The organism is Stenotrophomonas sp. RIT-551, from assembly GCF_026241915.1.
Classification (GTDB): Bacteria; Pseudomonadota; Gammaproteobacteria; order Xanthomonadales; family Xanthomonadaceae; genus Stenotrophomonas; species Stenotrophomonas bentonitica_A.
This window is the reverse complement of sequence record NZ_JAPJIU010000005.1, coordinates 228,267-243,942: the sequence shown is the minus strand read 5'-3', so window position 1 is coordinate 243,942 and position 15,676 is coordinate 228,267. Positions and strand designations below refer to the sequence as shown.

Below are 15,676 nucleotides of genomic sequence, written 5' to 3'. Positions count from 1 at the left end.
CGCCACCCCATGGATACCGCGCTGACGCTGACTACCGACATGAAGCTCGTCCTCGGGCTGGTCGGCTTCACGATGGCGATGTTCCTGTTCGAGCGCATCCGCGCCGACGTGGTGGCGCTGGTGGTGCTGGTGGTGCTCGGCGTCACCGGCCTGATCGCCCCGGAAGAAATCTTCGGGGGCTTCTCCGGTAACGCGGTGATGAGCATCATCGCCACCACCATCCTCGGCGCAGGCCTGGACCGCACCGGGGCGTTGAACCGGTTGGCGGCGTGGCTGCTGCGGCGCGGGCATGGCGTGGAGACGCGCCTGCTGATGATGACCACCGCGATCGCCGGCTTGAACTCCTCGTTCATGCAGAACCCCTCGGTGATGGCGCTGTACCTGCCGGTCGCCTCGCGCCTGGCCGCGCGCACCGGGCTGACCCTGCAGCGCCTGCTGCTGCCGATCGCCGCGGCCATCGTGATGGGCGGCGCACTGACCATGGTCGGCAACTCGCCGCTGATCCTGCTCAACGATCTGCTGGCCTCGGCCAACAACAACCTGCCCTCCGGCCTGGCCACCATCGAACCGCTGCGCATGTTCGCCCCGCTGCCGATCGGCGTGGCGCTGCTGATCGCCTCGCTGCTGTACTTCCGCTACTTCGGCGACCGCAAGCTGGTGGAGGAAGAGACGCTGGCCAACGATGGCGTCACCCCCTCGCGCACCGAGAGCTACTTCGCCAAGACCTACGGCATCGAAGGCGATGTGTTCGAGCTGGTGGTCACTGCCGAAAGCCCGCTGGTCGGCATGACCCTGGGCGAAGCGGAGAACGTGCACGACGCGCCGCTGCTGCTGGCACTCAAGACCGGCAACGACACCCGGCTGGCCCCGCCGGCCGAGATGCGCATCTGGGTCGGCAGCGTGCTCGGCGTGATGGGCGCGCGCCAGCAGGTCAGCGATTTCGCGCAGAACCAGTTTCTGCGGATGTCCTCGCGCCTGAAGCACCTGGGCGACCTGTTCAACCCGAGCCGCGCCGGCATTTCCGAAGCGGTGGTGCCGCCGACCTCCGATGTGATCGGCAAGAGCGCCTCGGACCTGCGCCTGCGCAAGCAGCGCGGCATCAGCCTGCTGGCGATCAACCGCGACAAGCAGGTGATCCGCGAGGACGTGCGCAACGTGGCGCTGCGCGCCGGTGACATGCTGGTCTTCCACAGCATCTGGACCGACCTGGCGCAGGCGGCCAAGAGCCGCGACTTCGTGGTGGTCACCGACTACCCGAAGGGCGAGCAGCGCCCGCACAAGTTCAAGATCGCGATGAGCATTTTCGCCATCACCATCCTGATCGCGCTGACCTCCAAGCTGCCGGTGGCGCTGACCCTGATGACCGGCGTGGCCGGCATGCTGCTGACCGGCGTGCTGCGCATGGACGAGGCCTATGCCTCGATCAACTGGAAGACGGTGTTCATGATGGCCGGGCTGATTCCGCTCGGCTGGGCGATGGACAGCAGTGGCGCGGCGGCGTGGATCGCCGGCCACACCATCGACCGCCTGCCGACCGGCATCCCGGTCTGGGTGCTGGAAATCGCGTTGGCGTTGTTGACCACGATGTTCTCGCTGGTGATCAGCCATGTAGGCGCGACGATCGTGATGGTGCCCATCGCGGTAAACCTGGCACTGGCGGCCGGGGGCAGCCCGACCGCGTTCGCGCTGATCGTGGCGTTGTCGGCCTCCAACAATCTGATGACGGCCTCCAACCCGGTGATCTCGATGATCACCGGCCCGGCCAATTACACCCCGCGCGAGCTGTGGCGCGTCGGCGCCCCGCTGTCGTTGATCTATACGGTGGTCGTGGTGCTGATGATCAACCTGATGTTCTAGGGAGTGCCGGCCGTCAGGTAATGGGTGGCCGGCCGTTCGTCGTCATCCCAACCAGACCTGCCCATCGCGCACCTGCACGGGCACCGCGCGCAGGCGATCACCGCGGCACGGTCCAGCTACGCAGTCGCCGTTGTCCAGGGAGAACGAGGCCCCGTGCGCCGCGCAGACGAGGTGGCCTTCCCTGCTTTTCAGGAACTGGCCCGGGGCCCAGTCCAGCCGGCGACCGGCGTGCGGGCAGATGTTCAGCCACGCGCGCACCTGGTCGCCCTGGCGGTACAGCACCACCGACTCGCTGTCGCCCTCGATGCTGGCGTCGACCTCGGCGAAGCCCCCGTCGGCAATGGCCTGCAGGGTGATCAGGGCGGTGGCGGTGGTCTCGGGCGGGGACATGGCATCCAGCAGCAGGCAACGGAAACCGTAGTGTCTCACGCGCTCATGTCACTGGCTCCCGGATGAATACAAGTCATTGATTTGCAATGTGTGCGGGGTACGTTTAACGCTTTTTTCACTCAGTCACAAAGGCCAGCACGGATACTCATCCACTGCTGACCTCAGCCAAAAAGAGTGCCATGTACAGCCGCATCTTCCAGTTCAACCAGTTCCGCACCCTGTTCGCGCCGCGCAAGCCGCGCCACCCGCTGGTGCGCGTCGCGGTCGGTCTGTTGGGCCTGGCGATCCTGGCCGCGCTGGTGTTCGTTGGTGTATTCGTGGGCGCGGCGATGATCATCGCCGGCCTGGCATGGAAGCTGCTCGCCCAGCGCAAGAATGCGCGCACCGCTCCGTCGCAGGTCGTGGACGGTGAATACCGCGTGGTCCGCAAGCAGGCCTTGCCGATGTCGCGTTGATCGACGCGCTTCCCTCCTGATGACGGCCGCGCCCTGCGCGGCCGTTTCTGTTGTGGGAGCGGAAAGGAGCGGGAAAACGCTCTAGACTGCGGCGAAACCTCTCCACAGGACGCGCGCATGACCGATGTAATCCCCACGCCCGAGCAGCCCCGCATTCCGGTCGCCGGTGGCGGTACTTTCCCGGTGCGCCGGATCTACTGTGTGGGCCGCAACTTCGCCGATCACGCGCGCGAAATGGGCGCGGCCGTGCCCGCCGCCGATGATCGCGGCCGCCCGATGTTCTTCAGCAAGCCGGCCGATGCGATCGTGGTCGGGCATGACGATGTGATCCCCTACCCGCGCGCCACCCAGGACCTGCACCACGAAGTGGAGCTGGTGGTGGCGATCGGCAGGGACGCGCCTGCCGGGGAACTGCCGGTCGACCAGGCCGAAGCGCTGGTGTTCGGTTACGGCGTCGGCCTGGACCTGACCCGCCGCGATCTGCAGGCGCAGGCCAAGGCCAAGGGCCACCCGTGGGACCCGGCCAAGGGCTTCGATCAGTCCGCCCCGGTGAGCGAGCTGGTGCCGGCCGGCGAAGTCGGCGATCTGGCCGCGCTCAACCTCTCGCTGGAGATCAATGGCGAAGTGCGCCAGCAGTCGCTGCTGGACCAGATGATCTGGAACGTGCCGGAAATCCTGCACGAGCTCTCCAAGCTGTGGGCGCTGCGCGCGGGCGATCTGGTCTTCATGGGGACGCCGTCGGGCGTGGCCGCATTGAAGCCGGGCGACCGTTTCAGCGCACGTCTGGAAAACGTGGCCGAGCGCCACGGCATCATCGCCGGATGACAATCGCTGCGTTACGCTGCGGCGTCATTTGATTCCCCACTACGACAGGAGAGCCCGATGGGTGTACTGACTGAGTTCAAAGAATTCGCCATGCGTGGCAACGTCATCGACCTGGCGGTCGGTGTGGTCATCGGTGCGGCGTTCGGCAAGATCGTCACCGCGCTGGTGGACAAGATCATCATGCCGCCGCTGGGCTGGGTGATCGGCCGCGTGGACTTCTCCGAACTGGCGTGGACCCTGGCCCCGGCGCGCATTGCGCCCGATGGCAAGGAGATCCCGGCGGTGGTGATCGGCTACGGCGACTTCCTCAATACCGTGGTGCAGTTCGTGATCGTGGCCTTTGCGATCTTCATGGTCGTGAAGTTCATCAACCGCCTGGCCCGCAAGAAGCAGGCCGAGCCGGCCGCCCCGGCGGCACCGAGCGAAGAAGTGCTGCTGCTGCGCGAGATCCGCGACAACCTCAAGCAGTAAGACCCCACCCCCGGTAGTGCCGGCCTGAAAACCCCGCTCCGGCGGGGTTTTCGCGTTTGGAAAACAGCATTCGCCGGAGCATGACCTCCCGCCCATGTACGCGCCGGACAGACTGGTAAGCTCGGACGCTTCCGCCCCGTTTCCCGGAGTTCGTCCCATGCGTCGCCGCGTCCTTGCCATCGCATCTTCCCTCGCCCTGCTGGCCGCGCCCGCGTTCGCGGCGACCGGTATCACCACGCTGCCCCCCACATCGCTGGCCACCGCCGCCGAGCTGCGCGAGCAGGCCCTGAAGGATGACACCGGCTGGAAGGTGGTCGAGTCACTGACCACCGAGATCGGCCCGCGCATCGCCGGCAGTGAAGCCGACGCGCGCGCCGTCGCGTGGGCGGTGGCCAAGTTCAAGTCACTGGGCTTTGACAAGGTCTGGACCGAGCCGGTCACCTTCCCCAAGTGGGAGCGCCGCAGTGAGCACGCCGAGGTGATCGGCAAGCACGCCCAGCCGCTGACCATCACCGCGCTCGGCGGCAGCCCCGGTGGCACGGTGGAGGCGGAAGTGGTGCGCTTCGCTGACCTGGCCGCGCTGCAGGCCGCGCCCGAGGGGTCGCTGAAGGGCAAGATCGCCTTCGTCGATTACCAGATGACCGCCTACCGCGATGGCCGCGACTACGGCAACGGCGGCGCGGTGCGCAGCAAAGGCCCCTCCGAGGCCATCCGCAAGGGCGCGATCGGCTTCGTGATGCGCTCGGCCGGTACCGACTCGCACCGCGTGCCGCATACCGGCATCACCCGCTTCGATGACGGCCTGACCCCGGTACCCGCTGCGGCGCTGTCGGTGCCCGATGCCAACCAGCTGGCGCGCCTGGTCGCACTGGGCAGCACCACGCTCAAGCTCAGCCTGGATTGCGGCTGGGACGGCAAGGCAACCTCGTACAACGTGATCGGCGAGATCACCGGGCGCAGCCTGCCCAAGGAAGTGGTGGTGATCGGCGGTCACCTGGACTCCTGGGACCTGGGCACCGGCGCGGTGGATGATGGTGCCGGCGTTGGCATCACCATGGCCGCCGGCCACCTGATCGGCCAGCTCAAGCAGGCGCCCAAGCGCACCATCCGCGTGGTCGCCTTCGCCAATGAAGAGCAGGGCCTGTATGGCGGCAAGGCATATGCCGAAGCGCACGCCAAGGACGTGGTGCTGCACCAGCTCGCGGCCGAGAGCGATTTCGGCGCCGGCCGCATCTACGCCTTCAATACCGGCTCGCCGAATCCCGCCAGTTCGCGCGAGGCGACCCGCCAGATCGCCGAGGTGCTCAAGCCGCTCGGCATCGAGTACGCCGCCGACAAGGGTGGCCCGGGCCCGGACGTGGGCCCGCTGGCCGCCAAGGGCGGCGCGTGGGCGTGGTTGGCGCAGGACGGCAGTGACTACTTCCACCTGCACCACACCGCCGACGACACCCTGGACAAGATCGACCCCGCCGCCCTGGCGCAGAACGTGGCCGCTTACACCGTGTTCGCTTACCTGGCGGCCGAGGCCGATGGCAGCTTCGGCAGCGAAGCCAAGCCGACCACGCCGCCGAGCGAGTAATCCCGGGCAACGGGCGTGGCCATCCCGGCCACGCCCGTTGCTGCCGCGATCATCAGCCAGGCATGCGTTTTGCCGCCGCGATGTCTTTCCACAAGGCTGCGTTGCGGATGCCGATCCGCTCGGGATCGAAACACGGATCCAGGCCGGCCCGCTGCTGTTGTTCGTAGTCGCGCAGTGCCAGCAACGCCGGCCGGTGCATCAACAGCAACGCGATGATGTTCAACCACGCCATCATGCCAACCCCGATATCACCCAATGACCAGGCGACGGTCGCGGTGTTGAGCGCCGAATAGGTGACCGCGCCCAGGAACGCAAGCCTGAACAGCAGCAGCGCCAGCGGCGATCGATGGTTGCGACGCAGATACACCACGTTGGTCTCGGAGATGTAATACAGCGCCAGCAGCGTGGTGAAGGCGAACGGCAGAATCGCCAGGGCAACGAAGGCGGACCCGAAGCCGGGGAGCACCGATTCGACCGCATGCTGGACGAAGCTCGGCCCCGCTTCCAGGCCCGGCACATGGGCCACGATCATCCGCATCCCACCGCCTGCCACCTCTGCCTGGACGGGGTCATGCACGTTGTACGCACCCGTGACAAGGATCAGGAAGGCCGTCGCACTGCAGACCACCAGCGTGTCGATGTAGATGGAGAACGACTGCACCAGGCCCTGTTTGACCGGATGGCTGACCTCGGCGGCGGCGGCAGGGTGCGCGCCGGTGCCCATGCCCGCCTCGTTGGACAGCACGCCGCGCCGGACGCCCCACATGATCGCTGCACCGATCATGCCGCCGAACGCAGCGTCCGTACCGAATGCACTGCGCACGATCAGCATGAACATCTCAGGCACGGCCTGCAGGTTGAAGACCACCGCGATCGCCGCCACCAGCAGGTACGCCACCGCCATGAACGGAACGACAAACTGCGCTACCTGCGCGATGCGACGCACGCCGCCGAAAATCACCAGCGCCAGCACCATGACCACCCCGGCCGCCGAGGCCCACGCCGGGACCTCCCACGCATGTGACAGCGAGGCCGCGATGGCATTGGACTGGGTACCCGGCAGGAACAGACCGGCACCGATCACCGTGCTCAATGCGAACAGGCACGCATACCAACGTTGCCCAAGACCTTTCTCGATGTAGTACGCCGGGCCGCCGCGGTACAGGCCTTCGGCATCGCGCTGCTTGTAGATCTGCGCAAGCGTGGACTCGATGAAGGCGCTGGAGGCCCCGAAGAAGGCCACGATCCACATCCAGAAGATCGCGCCGGGCCCACCGTAGGCGATGGCCATCGCCACGCCTGCGATGTTGCCCACGCCGACCCGGCTGGACAGGGAAATGCTCAAGGCCTGGAATGAGGACACGCCGGCGGCCGACGCGCGCGATTGAAACATCAACCTCACCATGTCCGGCAACCTGCGCAGCTGGACGAAGCGGGTACGCACACTGAAATAAAGGCCTGCCAGCAGACACAGCCCAACCAGCACAGGGCTCCAGATCACACCGAGAATCCAGCCAATGGCCGCTTCCACACTCATGGGGTACTCCTTATCGTGTCGGCGGGATGCCGTATGGCATCCACGAGCTTTGGTCGTTGCATCAGAAGTACATGCCCAAGGCCACCTGCGGGCTGATGAAGTGGCCGCTGTTGCGCCCGGCGACACTGAATTCCACGCCGGCGATCAGGCCGATCTTCGGCGTGAAGTGGTATTCGATTGCAGGTGCCAGAGTCAGGCTCGTACTGGCAGGACGCACCTCATCGATGTGCTGCGCGATTCCCTGCGCATCGGGTGCATAGCCGATGAGGCGATGACGGGTTTCGCGACTCGCGGCCGCCTCCATCACCGCGACCCATCGGGGGTTGATGCTGTATTCGGCGGCCAGCGAGCCCGACAGCGTGGATCCGCGCGCGACACTGCCGCGGAAGCCTGCGGGGGTGTCGTACACGCTGTGGCCGTGTACCGCCACACGTGCCGGTGCCGGGCTGGCGCTCAGTTGCCCGCGCCAGCGCAGCGGCCGGTCATTGGGCATCCACACCACCTGCTGGATGCCCAGCGCCAGGCTGGTGCGCTGGACGCCATCGCCCTGCGCATTGAGCGGATTGCCGCCAACCCGATCGTGGCTGCCGGTGGCGTAGCGCTGGCTCAACGCCAACGAAACCGCTGGGCGGGTGCCATCGGCGCTCGGTGCCTGCAGCAGATACTGCAGCCTGGCAGTGGTATCGCCCGCGCGGAAGCCACTGCTGCGGGCGCTCCCCGATTCGGCACGGACCGCGCTCAGGTTGGCCTGCACCGTGACCCGCTCGCCGAGCCCATAGATGATCGGCATCACTGCCAGCCAGGCACCACTGTCCTGCGCGCTGCGATGGCGGTTACCGGCGCCGTCGTAGCTGGAGCGGCTGTCGACGCGGATCAGGTAAGGCTCCACGTACAGGTGCCCCTGCGCCACACCCGCAGGATTGGGCGTGATGAGCGGACCGGTGAAATTGGCATCGTCGAGGCTGCGCGCCTGCGCCCCACCCGGCGCGCAGAGGATGGCACCGGCAACGACGGCGGCGACAAGGGGAATCAGACGGATCGAATGCGACAACGGCAAGGTCATGGACATCTCCGGAAGAATGGGCGGCGGCGCAGAGGTGCACCGACGCGCCAATCTGCACACGCTGCTGGCGGCCGGAAATGCTCAAAATCGTGAAACATCGTGTTTTGTGAGGGATCGCACAGCCCGCATGCGCACGCCGCTCGAATGTCGCGGGAAACGGAAAGCGCAGTAGATCGCGAGGAGTCAATCGATCGCATTGCTAGATCGAAAGACCGCTGTTACGCCAGCGTGCAATGACGCGACGGCCTCGTTCGTACCAGCGAATGTCGGTAGGGAAGACAAAAAAAAGCCCGGTCGCAATGCGACCGGGCTACCGGGATAACGTCACACCCCACGCGGTGAGCGCCGCTAGACCTTCGCGGTCCGGACAAGCGGATCGCCGCGCTGCGGGGGTGTCTCTCCTCATCCACGCAGCACAGCGTCCACCCCGCACTGTGCGCAGTTTTCACTGCATGCACTATGCGATTAATCCGAAAGCGTTGTAGTCACGACGATTTCGGTGAAACCCATCACACCGTGGGTGGCGCGAATGACGCCGCGCTCCCCCCGAAATTGCACGCTGTGGTCAAACGCGACTGCGTCCGTACCACTGCGCCAACAGGACTGCCGTCGCCGAAGCGACGTTGAGGCTTTCCACGACACCGGTACCCGGGATCGAGACCTGATGGTCACAGTCCTGGGCCAGCGCGCGGTCCATGCCTTCGCCTTCGGCGCCCATCACATACACCAGCCGCGATGGCAGCGCCGTGGCGAACAGATCATCGCCGCCCTCCACCAGCGTGGCCGCCAGGCTCAAACCGGCGGCACGCAATTGGGCCATCGCCTCGGGCAGCGCCGGCAGGCGCACCAGCGGCACGGCCTCGGCACCGCCTTCGGCCACGCGCGCGGCCGCACCGGACAGCGCCAGCGTCGAGTCCGGCGGCAACAGTAGCCCGGCCACACCGAAGTGCGCCGCCGAGCGCAGGATCGCGCCGAAGTTGTGCGGGTTGCCCACGCCATCCAGCCACAGCGCCAGCACCGGCTTCCCGGCCGGCAGCGTGGCCAGCCATTCATCCAGCGCCAGCATCGGCGCGCGCAGCACGTCGGCCACCAGGCCTTCGTGATGCGTGGTGGCGGCGAGCTTGTTCAGATCGCCGTCTTCCACCACGCGGTAGCCGACGCGGTTGGCCACGCACCACTTCAGCACCGGCTGCATGCGCGGAATCAGCGCCTCGGTCAGGTACAGCTTGCGCAGCGCCTGCGGGCGATGCTCGAACAACGCCTGCACGGCGTTCCAGCCGTACAGGCGCAGCTCGTCGCTGCCACGGCCGGGCGGCGGCGGGGTGCCACCTTCGCGGGGCGGCAGCGGCGTGGCGCGCGGCGGCCGCGAGGACGGACGGCGCGCATTCTTCCAGGGATCATTCACTACGGGACAGCTCCAGCTTGCGGGTACGCCAGAAATCGGCGTTCTTGATGCCCAGGGCATCGGGGTCGAAAATCGGATCCAGGCCGAGCTTCTTCTGGCGCTCATAGTCGCGCAGCGCCAGCATCGCCGGCTTCTGCACGATCAGGATCGCGATGATGTTCAACCACGCCATCAGGCCCACGCCGATGTCGCCCAGCGCCCAGGCCAGGCCGGCGTTGTGGAAGGCACCGAAGATCACCATGCCGATGATGCCCAGGCGCAGCAGCAGCACGGTCAGCGGGCGCTTGGCGTTGTGGTTGATGTAGCTCAGGTTGGTTTCGGCCATGTAGTAATAGGCCATGATCGTGGTGAAGGCGAAGAAGAAGATCGCGATCGCCACGAAGCCTGCGCCCCAGCCCGGCAGCACGGTTTCCACCGCGGCCTGCGCGTAGCCGGCACCTTCAGCCACGCCGGCCAGGCCGGCGAACACGGGCGCGCCGCCAGCCACCGGCGAGTACACGTTGTAGGTGCCTGCGGCCAGGATCAGGAAGGCGGTGGCGGTGCACACCATCATGGTGTCGAAATAGATCGCGAAGGCCTGCACGTAACCCTGCTTGGCCGGGTGCGAGACCTCCGAGGCGGCTGCCGCGTGGGGGCCGGTACCCTGGCCGGCCTCGTTGGCATAGATGCCGCGCTTGACGCCCCACTCCACCGCCAGGCCCATCATGGCGCCGAACGCGGCGTGCGCGCCGAAGGCGCTGCTGAAGATGATGTTGAACATCTCCGGCACGCGCTCGTAGTTGAGGATCATGATGACGATGGCCATCAGGATGAAGCCGGCGGCCATGAACGGCACCACCACTTCGGCAAAGCTGGCGATGCGCTTGACCCCGCCGAAGATGACCACGCCCAGCAGCAGCGCGACCACGATGCCGATGCCCAGCTTGAGCGCCTGCACCGATTCCAGGCCCATGACCTGGCCATCCAGCGGCCCGCACAGCGCACCGCCGCGGCAGGCATTGATGATGCTGTCGGCGATGGCATTGGCCTGCACGCCCGGCATCAGGAAGCCGGCGGCGATGATGGTGGCCACGGCGAAGGCCAGCGCGTACCACTTCAGGCCCATGGCCTTTTCGATGTAGTACGCCGGACCGCCACGGTAGCGGCCTTCGGCATCCTTGGTCTTGTAGATCTGCGCCAGGGTGCACTCCACATACGACGTCGAGGCGCCGAGGAAGCCCATCACCCACATCCAGAAGATCGCGCCGGGGCCGCCGAAGGCGATCGCGGTGGCCACGCCGGCGATGTTGCCGATACCCATGCGGCCGGCCATGGACATGGCCAGTGCCTGGAACGAGGACACACCCGCCTCGGATTTTTCACCCTGAACAGTCAGCCGGCACATCTCCACGAACCCGCGGATCTGCATGAACCGGGTGCGGGCACTGAAATACAGGCCTGCGGCAAGACACAGGAAAATCAGAGCCTTGCTCCAGATGATCCCATTGATGAAATGGACTACTTCTTCCACGCGCTCTCTCCAGTCGGCGGAAACAAAAGGAACGTCCCCGTCGGCTGGGACCCGGTCGATTCTCCACGATCCGCGCCGGGCTGCGTAGTGGCAATTTCGATGAATGGGCGGCAATGCCGCCCATTCCGGTCAGGCATGGCCGCCCACGGAGGGGGTTTCCGCTTCTTGGCGGGCCAGTTCGCGCGCCACCGCTTCGGGCGAACGCGTGTACGGGGCCAGCAGCGAATAGAACGCCGGCACCACGAACAGCGACAGGAACGTGGACACGGTCACGCCGAAGATCACCACCACGCCGATCGTGCCGCGGCTGGCCGAACCGGGGCCACCGGCCACCACCAGCGGGATCGCACCGACCACGGTGGCGATGGAGGTCATCAGGATCGGGCGCAGGCGGACCATGGCCGATTCAACGATGGCCTGGTGGACGTTGCGGCCTTCATCGCGCAGCTGGTTGGCGAACTCCACGATCAGGATGCCGTTCTTGGCCGCCAGGCCGACCAGCATCACGATGCCGATCTGGCTGAACAGATTGATCGTGCCGCCGCTGACATACAGCCCCAGCAGCGCGCCGAGCACGCCCAGCGGCACGGTCAGCATGATCACCAGCGGATGGATGAAGCTCTCGAACTGCGCGGCCAGCACCAGGAACACCACCAGCAGGGCCATGGCGAAGGTCAGCAGCACGGCGCTGCCGGCGTTCTGGTACTCGCGTGATTCGCCCTTCCAGCTGATCTGCGCGTGCTGCGGCAGCTCTTCGCTGGCCACCTGCTGGGCCCAGGCGATGGCTTCACCCAGCGGATAGCCCGGGGCCAGGCCGGCATTGATGGTAATCGAGCGCAGCCGGTTGAAGCGGTTGAGGCTGCCGGCCTCGGCCACTTCGCTGAGCGTGACCAGGTTGGACAGCGGCACCAGTTCGCCGCCACTGGCGCGCACGCGGATCGCAGCCAGATCCGACGGCGAGGCGCGGCCTTCGCGACCGGCCTGGACCAGCACGTCGTACTCCTCGCCGTTGTCGACGAAGGTGGTGACGCGGCGCGAGCCCATCATGGTTTCCAGCGCGCTGCCGATCGCGGTGACCGACACGCCCAGATCGGCCGCACGCTGGCGGTCGATGTTCACGCGCATCTGCGGGCGCGTTTCCTTGTAGTCCGAATCCGTGCCGACCAGGCCGGGGTTGTCGGCCATGCGCAGCAGCATGCGGTCACGCCATTGCGCGATTTCCGCGTATTCCGGGCCACCGAGCACGATCTGGAACGGCTGGCCCTGGCTGCGGACCAGGCCGCCACCGACCTGGGTGCGCACGCGCACGCCACGCAGATCATTGAGGTGGGTCTGCAGTTCGGCCGCCACGTCCGGGGTGGAGACATCGCGCTGGCGCCACGGCTGCAGGAACACGCTGATCCGGCCGGTATGCATTTCTTCGCTGGAGCCCCAGCCACCGGGAACGCGCGGGTTGGCACGCACGATCGGCTCGTCCTCGCCGACGAAACCGGAGACGATCTTCTCGACCTGCTGGACCTGGCCGACGGTGTAGTCGAAGCCGGCGCCTTCCGGGCCGTCGATCATGATCTGGAACGAGCCGCGGTCTTCGGCCGGGGCCAGTTCGGAGGGCAGCACCTTGAGCAGCAGCGCGCTGGCCAGCAATGAGAGGATCATCACCACGATGTAGACCCAGGTGCGGGTCACGTGCGCTTCCAGGAAGCGGCCGTACGCGCCCGACAGGCGATCCAGGTTGCGGTTGATGACCCCGTGCAGGCCCTTCGGCGCCTGGCCGGTGTGCGGCTTGAGCAGCTTGGAGGCCATCATCGGGGTGAGCGTCAGCGAGACGAACGCGGACAAGGCTACCGCCGCGGCCAGCGCGACGGCCAGCTCACGGAACAGGCGGCCGGTGTTGCCTTCCAGGAAGCCGACCGGCAGGAACACCGCGACCAGCACGGCGGTGGTGGCGATCACCGCGAACGCCACCTGGGTGGTACCGCGTTTGGAGGCGACCAGCGGCGGCTCGCCCAGATCGATGCGGCGCTGGACGTTTTCCACGACCACGATGGCGTCATCCACCACCAGGCCGATACACAGCACCAGCGCGAGCAGGGTCAGCAGGTTGATCGAGAAACCGAAGGCATACAGGGCGATGAAGGCGGCGATCAGACAGACCGGCACCGTGACTGCGGGAATCAAGGCGGCACGGAAACTGCCCAGGAACAGCCAGATCACCGCCAGCACCAGCAGCATCGCCTCGACCAGTGTGGCGTAGACGCGATCGACAGCGGCCTCGATGAAGGTGGTGTTGTCGAAGGCGACGAAGATGCGCGTACCCTCCGGCAGCGTGCTGCTGATCCGGTCGGCTTCGGCGCGCGCTTCGCGGGCGACATCCAGCGCGTTGGCGGTGGAGGTCTTGACGATGCCCAGGCCGATGTTCGGCTCGCCGTTGCTGCGGTAGTAGGCGCGGCGCTCGGAGGAGGCCAGTTCGATCTTGGCCACATCGCCCATGCGCACCACGTAGCCGTCGGCGCCCTTGCCGAGCGGGATGCCGGCAAAGTCTTCGGGTTTGACGTAGTTGCGCTCTACGCGCAGGGTGAAATCGCGGTCGGTGGATTCTATGCGGCCGGCGGGCAGCTCGACGTTCTCGTTGCGCAGCGCGGTTTCCACATCGCCCACGGTCAAACCACGCGCGGCGAGCTGGTCGCGGTCCAGCCAGATCCGCATCGCATAGCGCTGGCGGCCACCGATGCGCACCTGGGCCACGCCATCCAGGCTGGAGAAGCGATCGACGATGTAGCGGTCGGCGTAATCGCTCAGCTCCAGCGTATCCATCGAGGTCGAGCTCATGTTGAGCCAGATGATGGGATCGGCGTCGCTCTCGACCTTGGCGATTTCCGGCGGCCGGGCCTCTTCGGGCATGCGGTCGGCCACGCGGCTGACCGCATCGCGCACGTCGTTGGCGGCCGCTTCGATATCGCGGTTGGAGGTGAATTCGATGCTGACCTGCGAGCGCCCGTTGGAGCTGCGCGCATTGATGGTATCGATGCCTTCGATGCCGGCCAGGGCATCCTCCAGCACCTGGGTGATGCGGCTTTCGATGACCGCCGCCGAGGCACCCGTGTAATCGACCGAGACCGAGACGATCGGCGGATCGATCGCCGGCAGTTCGCGCAGGGTCAGGCGGGTGAACGACATGAAGCCCAGCACCACCAGCAACAGGCTCATCACCACGGCGAAGACCGGCCGCTGGATGGAAATATCGGAAAGTTTCATCCGGCGGCGTCCGGTTCCGCGGTGGCAGCGGCGGCCGGCGTGGCCGGTGCAGCCTCTTCGGCCTGGATCTTCAGGCCCGGGCGCAGCTTGCCGGTGCCGTCCACGACGATGCGGTCACCGGCGGCGAGACCATCGCGGATTTCGACCACGCCGCTGCGGCGCGCGCCGGCGGTGATGTCCACGCGCTCCACCACCTGGTCCGGTTTGACCCGGAACACATACGAATCGCGCCCGACCTGCACCACGGCGATTTCAGGAATCACCAGCGCCTGGCGCTCGGGGCGGAACATGCGCACATCCAGCAGCATGCCCGGGCGCAGGGCGTGGTCGGCGTTGATGAAATCGGCGCGCACGGTCACCGCACGCGTGCCCGGATCCACGCGGGTATCGATGGTGGCGACCTGGCCTTCAAAGTTGCGGCCCGGGTAGGCCACGCTGGTCGCGTTGACCTTGTCGCCGGTGCTCAGCGAGGCCAGCTCGGCTTCGGGCACCTGGAAGTCCACGTGCATGCGCTCGATGTCGTCCAGCGTGGTGATCGCGGTGCTGGGCGTGACCAGCGAACCGGCGCTGACCTGGCGGATGCCAAGCACGCCGGCGAAGGGCGCGCGCACGCGGCGATCACCGATATCCGACTGCATCTCACGCACGCGTGCATCGGCGGCATCGCGGATGGCGCGCTGCGTATCCAGGGTGGAGCTGGCCACCAGCTGCTGGGCGGCGAGTTCGCGCTGGCGCTTGTACAGCTGGTCCGCTTCCAGGAAGGTGGCCTGGGCCTGCAGCAGCGCGGCTTCCTGGGCCTGCCCGCGCAGGGTCACCAGCGGCGTGCCGGCACTGACCTGCTGCCCGCTTTCGAAGTGCACCGTCTCGATGATTTCGCTGACCTTGGCGGTGACCGTGACCGATTCGCGCGCCTTGGCCGTGCCCAGTGCCTGCAGGGTGTCGCTCCATGCCGAGGTCTGCACCACCTGGGTGGTGACCGGTACGGCGTCTGCCTGCCGGCGAGCGGCCTCGTCTTTGCTGCCACACCCAGCCAACGCGACCAGGGTGATGCCAGCGGCGAAGCGCGCTGCGATGCGTCCCAACATGTAATCCATTCCCGGTTGTTTCTCGACCGCCGAGTGTATAGAGGGGTCGAGCCGGGGCATATGTGCCAAGCGTTTACCGGCCTCTTCACATCCGCCGGTGACGGGCGAAAGCCTTTCCGTGCTGGGGCCTGCACCGGATGTATCGCCATGTATCGACGCATGTCGAAATGCGCGGGCGGCGCCGGGTGGTCGCGCCCGGCAGCGCCAGAGGCCGGGCGGGAGGCTTGGCCCCCGCCCGGCCGTG

Annotated in this window: 12 protein-coding genes; 5 read left to right on the top strand and 7 right to left on the bottom strand. The window is 66.8% G+C overall.

Annotation, left to right across the window (positions count from 1 at the left end):
• Positions 1 to 9 precede the first annotated feature (9 nt).
• Positions 10 to 1,857 carry an SLC13 family permease gene (locus ORK51_RS08940; RefSeq protein ID WP_019183925.1) on the top strand — a complete coding sequence of 616 codons (1,848 nt, stop codon included), beginning with the start codon at positions 10 to 12 and terminating at the stop codon, positions 1,855 to 1,857.
• 42 nt (positions 1,858 to 1,899) lie between these two features.
• Here the strand turns inward: ORK51_RS08940 and ORK51_RS08935 are convergent, their stop codons facing one another.
• A complete protein-coding gene (locus ORK51_RS08935) occupies positions 1,900 to 2,247 on the bottom strand; it encodes a Rieske (2Fe-2S) protein (protein ID WP_102788267.1) in 348 nt (115 codons plus the stop codon).
• 179 nt (positions 2,248 to 2,426) lie between these two features.
• On the opposite strand from ORK51_RS08935, the gene ORK51_RS08930 reads away from it, so the two are divergent.
• From ORK51_RS08930 to ORK51_RS08915, 4 genes are all read left to right on the top strand, one after another.
• Complete coding sequence (locus ORK51_RS08930; protein WP_019183923.1) at positions 2,427 to 2,702, top strand: hypothetical protein; 276 nt, start codon at positions 2,427 to 2,429, stop codon at positions 2,700 to 2,702.
• 117 nt (positions 2,703 to 2,819) lie between these two features.
• Positions 2,820 to 3,527: a fumarylacetoacetate hydrolase family protein gene (locus tag ORK51_RS08925; protein ID WP_070425798.1), complete on the top strand. Its 708-nt coding sequence runs from the start codon at positions 2,820 to 2,822 to the stop codon at positions 3,525 to 3,527.
• A gap of 57 nt (positions 3,528 to 3,584) precedes the next feature.
• The gene (gene mscL, locus ORK51_RS08920; RefSeq protein WP_019183921.1) at positions 3,585 to 3,998 is read left to right on the top strand and encodes a large-conductance mechanosensitive channel protein MscL; all 414 of its coding nucleotides are present in this window, start codon (positions 3,585 to 3,587) and stop codon (positions 3,996 to 3,998) included.
• Between the two features lie 157 nt (positions 3,999 to 4,155).
• Positions 4,156 to 5,577 (top strand): M28 family peptidase, encoded by a 1,422-nt coding sequence (locus tag ORK51_RS08915; RefSeq protein ID WP_070425799.1) that lies wholly within the window; start codon positions 4,156 to 4,158, stop codon positions 5,575 to 5,577.
• Between the two features lie 52 nt (positions 5,578 to 5,629).
• On the opposite strand, the gene ORK51_RS08910 is transcribed toward ORK51_RS08915, so the two are convergent.
• The 6 genes from ORK51_RS08910 to ORK51_RS08885 all read right to left on the bottom strand — a co-directional run bounded on the left by ORK51_RS08910 (position 5,630) and on the right by ORK51_RS08885 (position 15,432).
• On the bottom strand, positions 5,630 to 7,114 hold the full coding sequence (locus tag ORK51_RS08910) for an alanine/glycine:cation symporter family protein (RefSeq protein WP_266084751.1): 1,485 nt from the start codon (positions 7,112 to 7,114) through the stop codon (positions 5,630 to 5,632).
• A 61-nt stretch (positions 7,115 to 7,175) separates the two neighbouring features.
• On the bottom strand, positions 7,176 to 8,177 hold the full coding sequence (locus ORK51_RS08905; RefSeq protein WP_266084750.1) for a hypothetical protein: 1,002 nt from the start codon (positions 8,175 to 8,177) through the stop codon (positions 7,176 to 7,178).
• A 565-nt stretch (positions 8,178 to 8,742) separates the two neighbouring features.
• Positions 8,743 to 9,582, bottom strand: a complete 840-nt coding sequence (locus ORK51_RS08900; RefSeq protein WP_019183919.1) for a TrmH family RNA methyltransferase — start codon at positions 9,580 to 9,582, stop codon at positions 8,743 to 8,745.
• Complete coding sequence (locus tag ORK51_RS08895; protein ID WP_019183918.1) at positions 9,575 to 11,092, bottom strand: alanine/glycine:cation symporter family protein; 1,518 nt, start codon at positions 11,090 to 11,092, stop codon at positions 9,575 to 9,577. Before ORK51_RS08895 ends, ORK51_RS08900 begins: the two co-directional genes overlap by 8 nt.
• Positions 11,093 to 11,221: 129 nt before the next feature.
• Complete coding sequence (locus tag ORK51_RS08890; protein ID WP_019183917.1) at positions 11,222 to 14,347, bottom strand: efflux RND transporter permease subunit; 3,126 nt, start codon at positions 14,345 to 14,347, stop codon at positions 11,222 to 11,224.
• On the bottom strand, positions 14,344 to 15,432 hold the full coding sequence (locus ORK51_RS08885) for an efflux RND transporter periplasmic adaptor subunit (RefSeq protein ID WP_046273176.1): 1,089 nt from the start codon (positions 15,430 to 15,432) through the stop codon (positions 14,344 to 14,346). Before ORK51_RS08885 ends, ORK51_RS08890 begins: the two co-directional genes overlap by 4 nt.
• Between the last annotated feature and the right edge of the window lie 244 nt (positions 15,433 to 15,676).

Bases quoted from the DNA above. Each gene is read 5' to 3' on its own strand.
- ORK51_RS08940 (WP_019183925.1), top strand. From the start codon at position 10: ATGGATACCGCGCTGACGCTGACTACCGACATGAAGCTCGTCCTCGGG.
- ORK51_RS08935 (WP_102788267.1), bottom strand. From the start codon at position 2,247: ATGTCCCCGCCCGAGACCACCGCCACCGCCCTGATCACCCTGCAGGCC.
- ORK51_RS08930 (WP_019183923.1), top strand. From the start codon at position 2,427: ATGTACAGCCGCATCTTCCAGTTCAACCAGTTCCGCACCCTGTTCGCG.
- ORK51_RS08925 (WP_070425798.1), top strand. From the start codon at position 2,820: ATGACCGATGTAATCCCCACGCCCGAGCAGCCCCGCATTCCGGTCGCC.
- mscL (WP_019183921.1), top strand. From the start codon at position 3,585: ATGGGTGTACTGACTGAGTTCAAAGAATTCGCCATGCGTGGCAACGTC.
- ORK51_RS08915 (WP_070425799.1), top strand. From the start codon at position 4,156: ATGCGTCGCCGCGTCCTTGCCATCGCATCTTCCCTCGCCCTGCTGGCC.
- ORK51_RS08910 (WP_266084751.1), bottom strand. From the start codon at position 7,114: ATGAGTGTGGAAGCGGCCATTGGCTGGATTCTCGGTGTGATCTGGAGC.
- ORK51_RS08905 (WP_266084750.1), bottom strand. From the start codon at position 8,177: ATGACCTTGCCGTTGTCGCATTCGATCCGTCTGATTCCCCTTGTCGCC.
- ORK51_RS08890 (WP_019183917.1), bottom strand. From the start codon at position 14,347: ATGAAACTTTCCGATATTTCCATCCAGCGGCCGGTCTTCGCCGTGGTG.
- ORK51_RS08885 (WP_046273176.1), bottom strand. From the start codon at position 15,432: ATGTTGGGACGCATCGCAGCGCGCTTCGCCGCTGGCATCACCCTGGTC.